At 61.6% G+C, this 15,659-nt stretch carries 12 protein-coding genes and 1 tRNA gene; 8 read left to right on the top strand and 5 right to left on the bottom strand.

The genetic code is table 11. The annotated features are described in order from the left end of the window. Positions 1-65 precede the first annotated feature (65 nt). Positions 66-602, top strand: coding sequence for a hypothetical protein (locus ACYZUM_RS11080; protein WP_041064140.1), 537 nt, complete (start codon positions 66-68; stop codon positions 600-602). Positions 603-656: 54 nt separating this feature from the next. Here ACYZUM_RS11080 and ACYZUM_RS11075 read toward each other — a convergent pair whose 3' ends face one another. From ACYZUM_RS11075 to ACYZUM_RS11060, 4 genes are all read right to left on the bottom strand, one after another. Continuing rightward, positions 657-953 carry a hypothetical protein gene (locus tag ACYZUM_RS11075; RefSeq protein ID WP_041064652.1) on the bottom strand — a complete coding sequence of 99 codons (297 nt, stop codon included), beginning with the start codon at positions 951-953 and terminating at the stop codon, positions 657-659. Between the two features lie 187 nt (positions 954-1,140). Beyond that, the gene (locus ACYZUM_RS11070; RefSeq protein WP_108182759.1) at positions 1,141-2,484 is read right to left on the bottom strand and encodes a cation:proton antiporter; all 1,344 of its coding nucleotides are present in this window, start codon (positions 2,482-2,484) and stop codon (positions 1,141-1,143) included. Positions 2,485-2,490: 6 nt separating this feature from the next. Continuing rightward, positions 2,491-3,348, bottom strand: coding sequence for a glucose 1-dehydrogenase (locus tag ACYZUM_RS11065; protein WP_041064133.1), 858 nt, complete (start codon positions 3,346-3,348; stop codon positions 2,491-2,493). A 206-nt stretch (positions 3,349-3,554) separates the two neighbouring features. Next, a complete protein-coding gene (locus ACYZUM_RS11060) occupies positions 3,555-4,709 on the bottom strand; it encodes a MalY/PatB family protein (RefSeq protein WP_108182758.1) in 1,155 nt (384 codons plus the stop codon). A 300-nt stretch (positions 4,710-5,009) separates the two neighbouring features. Between ACYZUM_RS11060 and fdnG the strand changes: the two genes are divergently transcribed. From fdnG to ACYZUM_RS11025, 7 genes are all read left to right on the top strand, one after another. Continuing rightward, positions 5,010-8,075 carry a formate dehydrogenase-N subunit alpha gene (gene fdnG, locus ACYZUM_RS11055; RefSeq protein WP_142579764.1) on the top strand — a complete coding sequence of 1,022 codons (3,066 nt, stop codon included), beginning with the start codon at positions 5,010-5,012 and terminating at the stop codon, positions 8,073-8,075. Continuing rightward, positions 8,076-9,011, top strand: coding sequence for a formate dehydrogenase subunit beta (gene fdxH / locus ACYZUM_RS11050; protein WP_108182755.1), 936 nt, complete (start codon positions 8,076-8,078; stop codon positions 9,009-9,011). Further along, complete coding sequence (locus tag ACYZUM_RS11045; RefSeq protein WP_041064117.1) at positions 9,008-9,673, top strand: formate dehydrogenase subunit gamma; 666 nt, start codon at positions 9,008-9,010, stop codon at positions 9,671-9,673. The genes fdxH and ACYZUM_RS11045 overlap by 4 nt, the downstream gene beginning before the upstream one ends. A 3-nt stretch (positions 9,674-9,676) precedes the next feature. Then, positions 9,677-10,603 (top strand): formate dehydrogenase accessory protein FdhE, encoded by a 927-nt coding sequence (gene fdhE / locus ACYZUM_RS11040; protein ID WP_108182754.1) that lies wholly within the window; start codon positions 9,677-9,679, stop codon positions 10,601-10,603. Positions 10,604-10,652: 49 nt separating this feature from the next. Next, on the top strand, positions 10,653-12,065 hold the full coding sequence (selA, locus tag ACYZUM_RS11035; RefSeq protein WP_108182753.1) for an L-seryl-tRNA(Sec) selenium transferase: 1,413 nt from the start codon (positions 10,653-10,655) through the stop codon (positions 12,063-12,065). Next, complete coding sequence (selB, locus tag ACYZUM_RS11030; RefSeq protein WP_108182752.1) at positions 12,062-13,978, top strand: selenocysteine-specific translation elongation factor; 1,917 nt, start codon at positions 12,062-12,064, stop codon at positions 13,976-13,978. The genes selA and selB overlap by 4 nt, the downstream gene beginning before the upstream one ends. 7 nt (positions 13,979-13,985) lie before the next feature. After that, positions 13,986-14,081 (top strand) — tRNA-Sec (locus ACYZUM_RS11025). Between the two features lie 214 nt (positions 14,082-14,295). Here ACYZUM_RS11025 and ACYZUM_RS11020 read toward each other — a convergent pair. Further along, the gene (locus ACYZUM_RS11020; RefSeq protein ID WP_108182751.1) at positions 14,296-15,588 is read right to left on the bottom strand and encodes an OprD family porin; all 1,293 of its coding nucleotides are present in this window, start codon (positions 15,586-15,588) and stop codon (positions 14,296-14,298) included. Positions 15,589-15,659: the final 71 nt, after the last annotated feature.

Genomic DNA, 15,659 nt, shown 5'->3' with positions numbered 1-15,659 from the left:
TCCGCCTGAACTTGTCCGGGGCAGGGGCCTTCTAACAGGTTTCCCCGCCCCGGAGCGTGCGTCCCTTGCCTCGCATACTGACTCAGCCCAGCGCTGAAGAACACCTGACCGAACACGATGCCAAGATGTTCGGCTCACCCAAGGAACGGCTGGATTTCTATCGCAAGGAAATTCAGTACGAAACCAGCATTCTGGCCAACCGCACCGATGCCTATCTGGCCGCGCAGTCGTTTCTGGTGATTGCGTTTGCTTCGTGCATGTCCAACCTCAACCCCGAGTGGGGCAAACTGTTCACGCTGGTGGTGCCGCCGTTTCTGGCGTTGCTCGGGCTGCTCAGCTCGCTCAATGCGTGGCCGGGGATTCGAGCCGCGTACGACATCATTGACCACTGGCATTACAAACAGAGCGAGTTGTTGCGCAGCGAACCGATCATGGGCATGGCTTACGACGAGTCGCCACTGTTCAGCGAGATGGAGTCCAGCCATAAGGGCTATCGCAAATCGCTGTTGTTTTCGGTGCGCACGCCGTGGATATTCGCCACGTTCTGGATCCTGCTCGGGGCCTATGCAGTGTTCATTCAGGTGACCAACCCCGGGGGCTGAACGCCGCCCAAAGAAAAAGCCCGGACTTCGCAGCCGGGCTTTTTCTTGTGCGCTTTATTCGACGGTTTCAAGCTGCCGACGCAATGCCTGCGAGTGATGCGGGGACATCGGAATTGGCGGAAAGTCCTCGTTGAGCACGCACAAGTGATCGATGGCTTCTTCGAACTTCATATCGGCTTTGCGGCGCAGTGCTCGATAGTGCTCAAACTGCTCAAGGTCCAGATTGTCCGCTTCCAGCAGCTCGTAAGCGGCGCGGTTGAGGGCGTGGGCATCTTCGAACAGTTGACGATTGCGTTCCAGGGCCAAAGCCCTGCAAGCCTTGATTTGTGCCGGATTCGAGCATTCTTTCATGACCGTGACCTTGTTATCCAAAGATTCCTCTTCATGGGCTGCAAGCCGCAGGGGAACCGAACCTGCCGGACCCCGCCGAGTGCATCCAGCGAGGGGTTATGGTTGTGACTGTCGGAATCTGGAGAGGGATCCATTTATTTTCAGAAAAAACTTCGATGGATTTCCCAAGATAATCCCACCGGAAAAATCAGCTTTTTCGTTTTTGCCGTTGCTCATAGCGCGCCAGCAACGGCTGAGTGCTGATGCCATGCAGCAAAATGCTCAGTGCCACCACCGACAAGGTGATGTGGGTGCACAACGTCGCGACTGAAGGACTCAGACCATGGTTCAAGGCATAAAACAGATAAAACAGACTGCCGATTCCGCGAATGCCGAACCAGCCGATCAACAGGCGCTGACCACCATCGAGCAAGTTACCCCATGGCATCAGCGCGACGCAGAGCGGACGCACCACGAAAAACAGCACCGCGCCAATGATTAACGCCCGCCAGTCCCAATGCGGCACCAGTACCACGCCGAGCAGCGTTACCAGAAACACTTCCATGGCCCGTTCCACCAGGCTGCCGAACGAGAGCATGTCGCCCATCATGATGCCGGCAGCGACCTGACTGCTTTCCAGTCGTTCGGTATCGCCGTGCACTGCGTTCTGCGGTTCGATGTTCTGATGGCCCACCACCGGTTGCACCAGATGCTCGGCGGGCGGCTGGCTGGCGCCGGTGGATTTGACTTCTTCCTGACGCAAGCCGAGGCCGGCGGCGAATACCGACAGAAAACCATAACCGCCAATCGCCTCTGCGCCGACGTAAGCCAGGGCAATCAGCGACAGCGCCAGATAATCATTCGGGCTCAGGGTGCTGTCGTCGTTACGAATGCGCAGGGACAGGGTCAACCGACCGATACCGCGACCCATCCAGTAACCGCTCAGCAGTCCGACCGGCACCGCCCAAAACAAATCATGCAGCAGCCAATCGGTCAGTGCGCCGGGTTGCGCGTCGGCCTTCAACAGCAGCAAACCGAGCATCACGAACGGAAACGCGATGCCGTCATTGAGCCCGGCCTCACCGGACAGGCCAAAGCGCACACTGTCGACATCCCGCGCATCGTTGACCTGCACCAACGCTGCCAGCACCGGATCGGTCGGCGCCAGCATCGCCCCGATCAGCAGCGACGGGCCCCACGACAGTTGCAGACCCCAATGCAGCAATACACTGACCCCGGCGATGGTCAGCACCATCACCGGGCCGGCCAACCCAAACGCAATCCGCCAACGCTTATCGCGCAGTGGCAGGCGCAGCTTGAGGCCGCAGACAAACAGCGAAAACAGCACCGCCACTTCCGTGAGGTGCTCCATCCATACGGAAGCGTTTTCCAGTGACAGCTTCAGCAGGTCCAGACCGCTGGGGCCGATGCCGATCCCCAGCAACAGGCACACGGCCGAGGTGGTGACCGGCATCCAGCGCAGGTACGACGAGGTCAGCGCGAGGGTCAACAACACGGCGCCCAGCACCGCGACCCAGATGACAAAGCTCATGGAGGCTTACAACATCGGCTTGCCGCCGGTGACGCCGTATCGCTGCCCGGTGATGTAACTGGCCTCATCCGAGGCTAGCAGCACATAGATCGGCGCCACTTCCACCGGTTGTCCGGGGCGACCGAGCGGGGTTTCGCTGCCGAAGTTCTGCACTTCCTCATCGGGCATGGTCGAGACAATCAACGGCGTCCAGATCGGCCCCGGGGCCACGCAGTTCACGCGGATTTCTTTCGGCCCGAGTATCTGCGCCAGACCGCCGGTGAAGTTGGCAATCGCGCCTTTGGTGGTGGCGTAGGCGAGCAGGGTGGGTTTGGGCATGTCCGAGTTGATCGAGCTGGTGTTGATGATCGAGGCACCGGGGCGCATGTGTTTGATCGCCGCCTGGCACAGGCGGAAAATCGCGGTGATGTTGACGTCGAAGGTCATCACCCATTCGTCATCGGGGATTTCTTCGAAGGTTTCGTGGGTCATCTGGAACGCCGCGTTGTTGACCAGAATGTCGATGCGCCCGAAGCGCTCAACGGTCTTGTCCACCAGTGCCTGGCAATGGGCCTTGTGCGCGAGGTCGCCGGACAGCAGCAGGCACTGACGGCCCGCCTGCTCGACCCAGCGCGCGGTCTCTTTGGCGTCGTCATGTTCATTCAGATAGGCCACGACGACATCGGCGCCTTCACGGGCAAAGGCAATCGCCACCGCACGGCCGATGCCGCTGTCGGCGCCGGTGATCAGCGCAATCTTGCCGGCGAGCCGTCCGGAACCGACGTAGGTCTGCTCGCCACAATCGGGGTAGGGCTGCATGTTGCTTTGCGAGCCCGGCACGGCTTGAGCTTGTTTGGGGAAGGGTGGTTTCGGGTAATCGGTCATCACAAATCTCCGAGGTTCTCAGGGCGGGTATGGGCGGTTGACCCGGACGGTTTGCCGTGAGTTCGATCGGATTTGCGCTGCACACCAACAGCAAACACAAACCCCCTGTAGGAGCTGCCGCAGGCTGCGATCTTTTGACTTTGGTTTTTTAAAACAAGATCAAAAGATCGCAGCCTGCGGCAGCTCCTACAGGGGAGGTGGTGTTTTCAGGTATTGCGCTGGATCAGGGCTTGCTCCATGCGGCGGATGCCTTCTTCGAGAAGCGACCGCGGGCAGCCGAAGTTCAGGCGCACGAACTGTTGGTGCTGATCCCCGAAATCCAGTCCGGCGCTGAGGCCGACTTTGGCCTGTTCGAGGAAGAACTGCTGCGGATTGTCCAGGTCCAGCGCCGAGCAATCGAGCCACGCCAGATAGGTGCCTTGCGGCACATTGAGGGTCACGCCCGACAAGCGGCTGCGCACCGCAGCCACCAGCCAGTCACGATTGGCCTGCAGGTAGGTTTTCAGTTCGGCCAGCCACGGCGCACCTTCGCTGTAGGCGACGCGGGTGGCTTCCATGCCCAGCGGGTTGACGCTGTCGACCATGCCGCAACGGGCGTGGTTGACGCGCTCGCGCAGGGCGGCGTCCTGGATGATCATGAACGAGGTCTTGAGGCCGGCAATGTTGTAGGCCTTGCTCGCCGACATCAGGGTGATGGTGCGTTTGGCGATTTCCGGGCTCAGGGAGGCGGTCGGAACGTGCACGCGGCCGTCGAAGCACAGCTCGGCGTGGATCTCGTCGGAGATGATCCAGGCGTCATGGGCCAGGCAGATGTCGGCGATATCCGTCAGCTCTTGGGCGCTGAACACCTTGCCAAGCGGGTTGTGCGGGTTGCTCAGGAGCAGCGCACCGCCATTGGCCAGGGACTGACTCAACGCCTCCAGCGGGGTGGCGTAAGTGCCATCGGCCTGGGCGACGAATTCCAGCTCGACCTTGTTCAGCCCCCAATGCCCCGGCGCATGCCGCAGCGGCGGGTAGTTTGGCACCTGCACCACGACGTTCTGCTGCGGCTGCACGAGCGCTTTCAAAGCCATGTTGAAACCGGATTCAACGCCCGGCAGGAAGATCAGCTCCTGCGGTTTGACCTGCCAGGCGAACTTGTTCCACAGGTCGGCGACGATGGCTTCACGCAGATTGTCCTGCGCCACGCTGTAGCCCACCAGCGGGTGCAACAGGCGTTGTTGCAATGCCTCGATGATCACCGGCGGCGCGGCGAAATCCATATCCGCGACCCACATCGGCAAGACATCGGCCGGGTAGCGGCTCCACTTGGTGCTGCCGGTGTGGTGGCGGTCGAATACCTGATCAAAATCGAAAGTCATGCGCGGTCTCGTGAAGGCGGGTTGTTCATGGGCGCCATGATAAACCCGGAACCCCTGTAGGAGCTGCCGAAGGCTGCGATCTTTTGATCTTGTTTTAAAAAACCAAAATCAAAAGATCGCAGCCTTCGGCAGCTCCTACAGGGGAATGGGTTTACCCGACAAACGGCCGACGGTCGGTTTTCACACAGAACGTGTGGTCATTGTCTACAGTGAAAAAGCCGGCAGCCATTCTGCCGTAACCGTGTTTGTCCAGAAAAAGCCCGGCTCAAGTACCGGGTTCCACCTGATCAGGAGTGCACGATGGATCTCAGCCGTCGTCAATTCTTCAAGGTCGCCGGTATCGGCCTTGCAGGCTCTAGCCTGGGCGCGTTGGGCATGTCCCCGACGCAGGCCTTCGCCGAGCAGGTGCGTCACTTCAAGCTTGCCCACACTCATGAAACCCGCAACACCTGCCCGTATTGCTCGGTCGGTTGCGGGTTGATCATGTACAGCCAGGGCGATGCCGCGAAGAACGTCGCGCAAAATATCATCCATATCGAGGGCGACGCCGACCACCCGGTCAACCGCGGCACGCTGTGCCCGAAAGGCGCTGGCCTGCTGGACTTCATTCACAGCCCGGGCCGCTTGCAATACCCGCAGGTGCGCAAGCCCGGCAGCAGCGAATGGACCCGGATCAGTTGGGATGAAGCGCTGGATCGTATCGCCGATCTGATGAAGGCCGACCGCGACGCCAACTTCATCGAGAAAAATGCCACCGGGCAAACGGTGAACCGCTGGCTCACCACCGGGTTTCTTGCCGCGTCGGCAGCGTCCAACGAAGCGGGCTACATCACCCAGAAGGTGATTCGCAGTCTCGGTATGCTGGGGTTCGATAACCAGGCGCGTGTCTGACACGGCCCGACGGTGGCAAGTCTTGCCCCGACGTACGGCCGTGGTGCCATGACCAATACCTGGACCGATATCGCCAACGCGAATCTGATCCTGGTGATGGGTGGCAACGCAGCAGAAGCGCATCCCTGCGGCTTCAAATGGGTGACCGAGGCCAAGGCGCACAACGCTGCCCGGCTGATTGTGGTCGACCCGCGTTTTACCCGGACTGCTTCGGTGGCCGACTATTACGCGCCGATTCGCACCGGCACCGACATCGCCTTCATGGGTGGGCTGATCAATTACTTGCTGACCGAGGACAAGATCCAGCACGAGTACGTGCGCAACTACACCGACGTTTCGTTCATCGTCAAAGCCGGGTTCAGCTTCGAAGACGGTCTCTTCAGCGGCTATGACGCGGCCAAGCGCAGCTACACCGATAAATCCGGCTGGGGCTACGAGCTGGGCGAGGACGGCTTCGTCAAAGTCGACCCGACCCTGCAGGACCCGCGCTGCGTCTATCAATTGATGAAGCAGCATTACAGCCGCTACAACATTGATCTGGCGAGCCAGATCTGTGGGATGCCGGTCGAGGCGATGAAAAAGATCTGGGAAGAAATCGCCACTTGCTCGATCCCGGGCAAGACCATGACCATTCTCTACGCCCTCGGCTGGACGCAGCACTCGATTGGCGCGCAGATCATCCGCAGCGCGGCGATGGTGCAATTGCTGCTGGGCAACGTCGGCATGCCCGGCGGCGGAGTGAATGCCTTGCGCGGCCACTCGAACATTCAAGGCCTGACCGACCTTGGGCTGCTGTCCAACTCGCTGCCGGGCTATCTGACCCTGGGGGGCGATGCCGAGCAGGACTACAACGCCTTCATCAAAAAGCGCACGCAAATGCCGCTGCGTCCGGGGCAGCTGTCCTACTGGCAGAACTACAGCAAGTTCCACGTCAGCCTGATGAAGTCGTGGTACGGCGCCAACGCCACCGTCGAGAACAATTGGCTCTATGACCATTTGCCGAAACTCGACATTCCCAACTACGACGTGCTGAAAATGTTCGACCTGATGAGCCAGGGCAAGGTCAACGGCTACATGTGTCAGGGCTTCAACCCGATCGCCGCGCTGCCGGACAAGAACCGGGTCATGGGTGCACTGGCCAAACTCAAGTGGCTGGTGGTGATGGACCCGCTGGCCACTGAGACCTCGGAGTTCTGGCACAACGTCGGGCCGTACAACGACGTGAAAAGCGCGGAGATCCAGACCGAAGTGATTCGCCTGCCCACCACCTGCTTCGCCGAGGAGGACGGCTCGCTGGTCAACAGCAGCCGCTGGCTGCAATGGCACTGGAAGGGCGCTGATGGCCCGGGCGAAGCGCAAACCGATATCCGCATCATGAGCGAACTGTTCTTGCGCCTGCGCAAGCGTTATCAGGCCGAGGGCGGCAAATTCCCCGACCCGCTGCTGAAACTGTCGTGGCCGTACAAGATCCCCGACGAACCTTCGCCGGAAGAACTGGCGAAGGAAATCAACGGCAGCGCCACGGCCGACTTCACTGATGCCAGTGGCGCGACGGTCAAGGCCGGTTCGCAACTGGCGGCATTCGCTCAGCTCAAGGACGACGGCAGCACCGCGTCCGGTTGCTGGATCTTCGCCGGCAGCTGGACCGAGGCCGGCAACCAGATGGCCCGGCGTGACAACGCCGACCCGTATGGCATGCACCAGCATCTGGGCTGGGCCTGGGCGTGGCCGGCCAACCGGCGGATTCTCTACAACCGCGCTTCGGCAGACGTCGCGGGCAAACCGTGGGATCCGAAAAAACGTCTGGTGTGGTGGAACGGCAAGGCCTGGGGCGGCACCGATGTGCCGGACTACAAGGCCGATGTGCCGCCGGAAGCCGGGATGAACCCGTTCATCATGAACCCCGAAGGCGTGGCGCGGTTCTTCGCCGTCGACAAGATGAACGAGGGGCCATTCCCCGAGCACTACGAGCCGTTCGAAACGCCCATCGGCATCAACCCGCTGCACCCGCAGAACAAGAAAGCCACCAGCAACCCGGCGGCGCGGATCTTCGATTCGGTCTGGGAAAGCCTCGGCGAAGCCAAGGACTTCCCGTACGCCGGCACCAGTTACCGGCTGACCGAGCACTTCCACTTCTGGAGCAAGCATTGCAAGTTGAATGCGATTGCCCAGCCCGAGCAGTTCGTCGAAATTGGCGAAGTGCTGGCGAAGGAGAAGGGCATCGCCGCCGGAGATCGAGTGCGGGTCAGCTGCAAGCGCGGGTTCATCGAGGCGGTGGCGGTGGTGACCAAACGCATCCGGCCGCTGCAGGTCAACGGCCAGGTGGTGCATCAGATCGGCATCCCGCTGCACTGGGGATTCACCGGTCAAACGCGCCATGGTTACCTGACCAACACCCTGGTGCCGTTCCTCGGCGATGGCAACACACAGACCCCGGAATCCAAGTCATTCCTGGTCAACGTGGAGAAACTGTAAATGGCCAGCCAAGACATCATTGCCCGCTCGGCCACCACCACGGTGCCGCCCTCGGTGAGGAACCAGCAGGAAGTCGCCAAGCTGATCGACACCACCAAATGCATCGGTTGCAAGGCCTGCCAGGTCGCCTGCTCGGAATGGAACGAGCTGCGCGACGAGGTCGGCCACAACCACGGGACCTATGACAACCCGCAGGACCTGAGCGCAGAAACCTGGACCCTGATGCGTTTTACCGAACACGAAACCGACGCCGGTAACCTGGAGTGGCTGATCCGCAAGGACGGCTGCATGCATTGCGCCGAGCCGGGTTGCCTGGCGGCCTGCCCAAGTCCCGGGGCGATCATCAAGCACGCCAACGGCATCGTTGATTTCGATCAGGATCATTGCATCGGTTGCGGTTATTGCATCACCGGTTGCCCGTTCAACATTCCGCGCATCTCGCAGAAGGATCACAAGGCCTACAAATGCACCTTGTGTTCCGACCGCGTCGCGGTAGGGCTGGAGCCGGCCTGCGTGAAAACCTGCCCGACCGGCGCCATTGTCTTCGGCACCAAGGAGGACATGAAGGAGCACGCCGCCGAACGCATCGTCGACCTGAAAAGCCGTGGCTTCGACAACGCCGGGCTGTACGACCCGGAAGGCGTCGGTGGCACTCACGTGATGTACGTGCTGCACCACGCCGACACGCCGAAAATCTACGCCGGGTTGCCGGATACGCCAGCCATCAGTCCGCTGGTGGGCTTGTGGAAAGGCATCAGCAAACCGCTGGGCTTGCTGGCAATGGGGGCGGCGGTGCTGGCCGGGTTCTTCCACTACGTGCGTATCGGGCCGAATCGCGTCGAGGAGGATGAACATCCGACGCCACCTGATACCTCGGTGCACGTTGTCGACCCGGCGGTGCACACCTTCGATCCACGCGGGGAGGACCGGCCATGAGCAACAAGACGATCCTGCGTTACACCGCCAACCAGCGCACCAATCACTGGCTGGTGGCGATTCTGTTCTTCATGGCCGGGCTGTCCGGGCTGGCGTTGTTTCATCCATCGATGTTCTGGCTCACCCACCTGTTCGGCGGCGGGCCGTGGACGCGGATTCTGCACCCGTTCATGGGCGTGCTGATGTTCGTGTTGTTCCTCGGCCTGGTGTTCCGTTTCTGGCGCGCGAACTTCTTTATCGACAATGACGGGAAGTGGCTGCGCCGCATCGACCGGGTGCTGGTCAACGATGAAGAAAGCGTGCCGCCGGTGGGCAAATACAACGCCGGGCAGAAGCTGCTGTTCTGGACTTTACTGCTGTGCATGCTCGGCTTGCTATTCACCGGGCTGGTGATCTGGCGCGCGTATTTCAGCGCGTACTTCGGCATCACCGTGATTCGCTGGGCCATGCTCCTGCATGCGCTGGCGGGGTTTGTGCTGATCCTCAGCATCATCATTCACATCTACGCCGGGCTGTGGATCAAGGGCTCGGTGGACGCGATGCTGCATGGCTGGGTCAGCCGCGCCTGGGCGAGGAAACACCACGAACTCTGGTATCGCGACATCACCCGTAATGAACGCAATCCGGACGTGCCGGAGCGACCGATCACCAAAAAGGGCTGACTTTTGCCAACCATTCTTGAACCTGGGGAAATCGAAGCGGCGGCCAGTTCGCCGCCGTTTCTGCACCTGCCGCCGCACAACCTGTTCACTTTGCGCGCCCAACGCCTGGAGCAACTGGCTCATGGGCATCCGCTGGCTGATTACCTGCGACTGATCGCCGGATTGTGCCGGGCTCAGCAGCAGGTTTTCGATGATCCGCCGCTGACAGCACCGTTTGATCAGCAAAGGATCGAAGCCTGTCAGCAACATGGTTTACCGCCGTTCGCCGCCGACACACTGGTGCGCGAAGACGCTTGGCAGGCTTATCTGGATGCTTTATTGCAACGTTACGTGGCGCCCGAGCAACCCGCCGTAGTCGACGCGCTCGCTACACTGCGCAGCGCCAGTGCCGGCCAGTTGCGTGCGTGGGCGGTGGCGTTGGTCAGCGGTCAATACTCGATGGTGCCGGCGCAGTTGGTGCCGTTTCTCGGCGCCGGGCTGCAAGCGGCGTGGAGCCACTGGCTGCTCAGCGCACCGAACCTGCAACTGAAACCCGGCGACAGCCTCAGCCAATGCCCGGGCTGCGGCTCACCGGCGATGGCCGGGGTGATCCGCCATCGCGGCAAGCACAACGGTCTGCGTTATCTGGTGTGTTCGCTGTGCGCCTGTGAATGGCATGTGGTGCGGGTCAAGTGCGTGTATTGCGAGTCGAGCAAGGGGCTGGATTACCTGAGCCTCGAAGACGATCGCCACGCCGCCAATCAGGCGCCGATTCGGGCGGAGGTGTGCCCGGGCTGCAACAGCTACCTGAAGCTGGTGTACCTGGAAAACGATGCCGAAGGCGAAGCGCTGTCGGCGGATCTCACCAGCCTGCTGCTCGACATGCGTCTGGCGCAGGACGGTTATCAGCGTCTGGCACCGAATCTGTTGCTGGCGCCGGGAGACGAATGACCAGAACGTCTACACTCGCCGGACAGTCTTGTTTTTTCGGGAGTGGCTGATGTCCGCAAGTGTGGCCCCGCGTTTACCTTCCATTGATGGGTTGTTACGTCACCCGGCCTGTCTGCCGCTGGCCGAGCGTTATGGCCGTGAGTCGTTGCTGGCCAGTTTGCGCCAGTTACTCGATGAGTTGCGTTCCAGCGTATTGAACGGGCAATTGTCGGCGATTGAAATCAGCCCCGACGTGCTCGCCGGCCGTGTCGGCGAACGTCTGGCCCAGCAACAGCGCAGCAACGTACGGCGGGTATTCAACCTGACCGGCACGGTACTGCACACCAACCTCGGCCGGGCGTTGTTGCCCGAAGAAGCCATCGACGCGGTGCAGATGGCCGCACGTTATCCGCTCAATCTGGAATTCGATCTGGCGACCGGCAAGCGCGGTGATCGCGACGACCTGATCGAAGGCCTGATCCGCGAACTGACCGGCGCCGAAGCCGTCACCGTGGTCAACAACAATGCCGCGGCGGTGTTGCTGACGCTCAACAGCCTCGGCGCGCGCAAGGAAGGCATCATCTCGCGCGGCGAACTGATCGAGATCGGCGGCGCGTTCCGCATCCCCGACATCATGGCCCGCGCCGGCGTGCGCCTGCACGAAGTCGGCACCACCAACCGAACCCACGCTCGCGACTACGAAGCCGCGATCAGCCCACGCAGTGGCTTGATCATGCGCGTGCATGCGAGCAACTACAGCATCGAAGGTTTTACCGCCCGGGTGCCCACCGCCGAACTGGCCGAACTGGCTCATCGGCACGGCTTGCCGCTGCTGGAAGATCTGGGTAGCGGCAGCCTGCTCGATTTGACCCGCTGGGGCTTGCCAGCGGAACCGACGGTAAGGCAGGCGCTGCTTGATGGCGCGGACATCGTCACCTTCAGCGGCGACAAATTGCTCGGCGGGCCGCAGGCCGGGTTGATTGTCGGGCGCAAAGAATTGATCGCAAAGATCAAAAAGAATCCGTTGAAGCGCGCCTTGCGGGTCGACAAGTTGACCCTGGCCGCACTGGAAGCGGTGCTTGGCCTGTATCGCGATCCGGATCGCCTCGCCGAACGTCTGCCGAGTTTGCGGCTGTTGACTCGTCCGCAAGCCGAGATCCTCGCCCAGGCTTGTCGTTTACAACCGGCGATGGCTGGCGTCTTGGGTGAACCGTGGCAGGTCAGCGCCGTGCAGGCCTTGGGCATGATCGGCAGCGGCAGCCAACCGGTGGCGCGTCTGCCGAGTGCCGCGCTGTGTCTGCGCCCGCAGGTGTCGAAACGCATGCGCGGGCGTTGTCTGCTGACTCTGGAAGCGGCGCTGCGCGGGTTGCCGATCCCGGTGCTCGGGCGTATTGACGATGATGCGCTGTGGCTCGATCTACGCCAACTCGACGATGAACCGGCGTGGCTGGCGCAGTTGCCGCAGTTGCAGGTCGAGTCGTGATCGTCGGCACCGCCGGGCACATCGACCACGGCAAGACTTCCTTGCTGCAAGCCCTGACCGGGCAAACCGGCGACCGCCGCCCGCAGGAGCGCGAGCGCGGGATGACCATCGACCTCGGTTATCTCTACGCGGAGCTGGAACCCGGTGCCGGGCTGACCGGGTTCATCGATGTACCGGGCCACGAGAAATTCACCCACAACATGCTCGCCGGCGCGCAGGGCATCGATCTGGTGTTGCTGGTGGTGGCGGCGGACGACGGGGTGATGCCGCAAACCCGTGAGCATCTGGCGATTGTGCAGTTGCTGGGCATTCCCCGGGCACTGGTGGCGATCACCAAATGCGACCGGGTCGAACCGGGCAGGGTGGAAGAAGTTGAACGTCAGGTACTCGACCTGCTGGAAACCGGGCCGTTTGCCGAAGCACCGATGCTGACGGTGTCGAGCGTGACCGGGCAGGGCGTCGATGAACTGCGCCAGAACTTGCTGCAGGTTCAACGTGAAGTCCATGAGCGCAGCCGCGAAGGTGGTTTTCGCCTGGCCATTGATCGCGCCTTCAGCGTGGCGGGCGCCGGGATCGTGGTGACTGGCACCGCGTTGTCGGGCGCGGTTTGCGTCGGCGATAAACTGGCCCTCGGGCCGTCCGGTAAAGCGGTGAGGGTGCGCGGGTTGCACGCGCAGAATCAAGCCGCCGAACAAGCCTTCGCCGGGCAACGGGTGGCGCTGAATATCAGTGGTGACCGGTTGACCCTGGAGCAGATTCATCGCGGCCAATGGCTGCTGGCCGAGTGGCTGCACGCACCGACGCAACGGGTCGACATTGAATTTCAATTGCTGCCTGGCGAGCGCACGTTCGAACACTTTCACCCGGTGCACGTGCACCTCGGCACTCAGGACGTCATCGCCCGTGTGGCGTTGCTTGAAGGCCCGCGTTTGCGTGCCGGCGAGTGCATGTTCGCGCAACTGCTGATCAACGGGCCGGTGCACGCGGTGAAGGGCGACCGCCTGATCCTGCGTGACCAGAGCGCGCAACGCACCCTCGGCGGCGGTCAGGTGCTCGACCCGTTCGCCCCGGCCCGGCAGCGCCGCAGCCCGGAACGGCTGGCACAGCTGCAAGCGCTGGCCGACAGCGCCAGTCTTGAGCAAGCGCTACCACTGCTGCTCGACCACAGCGCGGGCGGCCTCGATCCGCAACGGCTGGAGCGTCAGTTCAATCGCCCGCGTGAAGACTGGTCACTACCGGCCAACGTGCGCCTGATCGATACCCGCCAAGGCCCGGTGCTGTTCAACGTGCAGCGCTGGGGGCAATTGAAGTTCACCCTGTTGGAGCAGTTGGCCAAACTGCATGAGCTGGAACCGGACCAGATGGGACCGGATCGCGATCGCCTGCGACGCTTCAGTGGTCTGGCGCTGGAGCGCTCGACCTTTGCCAGCCTGCTGGAAGAACTGCGCAGCGCCGGATCGATCAACGCCAGCGGGCCGTGGCTGCATCTGCCAGATCATCAGGTGCGTTTGAATGCCGAAGACGAAACCCTGTGGCAACGCATGCAGCCGCTGTTCGAAGAGGCCGGCTACGATCCGCCGTGGGTGCGCGATGTTGCGAAAATGCTCGGTGAAGACGACGCGGCGGTGCGCCTGCTGCTGCGCAAACTGGCGCGCCTGGGGCTGATGCATCAGGTGGTGCGCGACCTGTTTCTGTCTGCCGGGCAACTGCGGCGCATGGCCGACGTCCTGTTGCAACTGGAGCAGGAAAATCCACAGATCCAGGTGACAACTTTTCGTGATGCGCTAGGCTTGGGACGCAAACGCTGTATTCAGTACCTGGAATACTTCGACCGCGTCGGCCTGACCCGACGCATTGGCGAATCCCGCGTGATTCGCCACGATAATGCGCTGGCCAGTGTCGACGCACCCTGAGTTCAAAGGAAGGCAATCGCGCCCGGTGGCGCGGCCGGGCTTCAAACCCGGTTGGGGACGGCATCCGTTCCCGGGCAGGTTCGACTCCGGCTGCCTTCCGCCAATTACCGCAGCATTCATGACGCACTGAATCCCCTGTGGGAGCGAGCTTGCTCGCGAATGCGGTACGTCATTCAACATCTGTGTCGACGGATTGACCGCTTTCACGAGCAAGCTCGCTCCCACAGGGGGGGCGTTGTCGGCGGCTTCGTGGAGTCTTTCCAGTCGATGGATTCGTAGGTGACGTCGGCTCTGAGTCTGGGTTTGACCACCCGCCATCAAAGCCCCAACGGATACTGAATCACCACATAAATCCGGTCGATATCATCGCCTGCCTGTGCCTCATTCGCTCGGTGCGAGACGTGCGACAGCTGCACCGACAAATCCTTTGCCGCTCCCGATTGCACACTGTATTTCAGGTCGATATCCCGTTCCCAATGTTTGCCGCCAGCGCCTTGCTGCGGCTGATAGTCGCCGGTGTCGGCATCGAACGGGTTGTACGCGCTGCCCTTGGGCGCGTGGGTGCCGTCGATGTGGCTGCCGCGAACATATCGGGTCATGAAGGTCAGGCCGGGGATGCCGAAGGCGCCGAGGTCAAGGTCGTAGCGTGCTTGCCAGGAACGTTCACCGGCGCCGTTGAAGTCGGTGTATTTGATCGAGTTGGCGAGGTAGATCGAGTCGCCGCCCACGAAATCGAACGGTGTATCGCCATTGATGCGTTGCCAGCCGAGCATCACTCCATGCGGGCCAAAGTTGTACTTGCCGGACAGGCTGAACGCCGTGTTATCGATGGCGCCGGCCAGCGCGCGGCCGGTATCGCGGGTGCGGTAGAGGTTGGCGTCGAGCAGCAGGCCGGACTGTTTGACGTGCAGATTGGCGTAATACTGATGCCAGGTGTCTGTCAGTTCCGAAGCGTACAGCGAACCACCGACGGGTCTGTCGCCATACAGGTCGGCGCCGAGAAAACTGATTCCGCCGGCCTCAGTGGTGGCGCCGTAGCCGGAAAAGTCGCCGTGGCTTGAAGAACTGTCCTGATTCTTGAACGCGGTGAAGTGTCCGGCCGTGAGGTTTACGTTGTCGATTTCACGGCTGTTCAACAGTAAACCTGTGGCGTATTCCGGTTGCAGGCGTTTGTCCGAGGTGTCGAACACCGGGGTTTCCACGGTCATCTCGCCGAACGCGAGGGTCGTTCGCGAAACCTTGAGTTTGAACGCGCCGCCGGCGCTGGAGTAGTTCGGTTCACTGCGACCGCTGCTGTCGACCGGCAACAGCCCCGTGCCGGAATGACCTTTGCCGCCGTCGAGTTTCAGGCCGAGAAAGGCGTGGGCATCGATGCCAAAACCGATGCTGCCCGGTGTGTAGCCAGAGGTGAACGTGCCAATAAAACCCTGGGCCCATTCCTGCTTATAGTTTTTGCCGGAGGGCGAGGGCGAGCGGTAGTCGTTGCTCAGGAAGAAGTTGCGGCTGAGCACATCGGTTTTGGCGTCGTTGAAGAAGTCGCTGGCGAAAACAGTGTCGGTCGCTGCGCAAAGCAGGGCCAACAGTGCAAAGCGTGGTGTCGAGGGAGCCATCGAGGGAGACCGACAATCAGGGAAGGTCGCTGATGATGGGCACAATCAATCGGGCCGGATTGAGCGAATGT

It is taken from the genome of Pseudomonas sp. m6p (assembly GCF_055760375.1).
The sequence above is the reverse complement of the archived record's forward strand: the minus strand, read 5'-3'. Positions and strand labels throughout refer to the sequence as shown.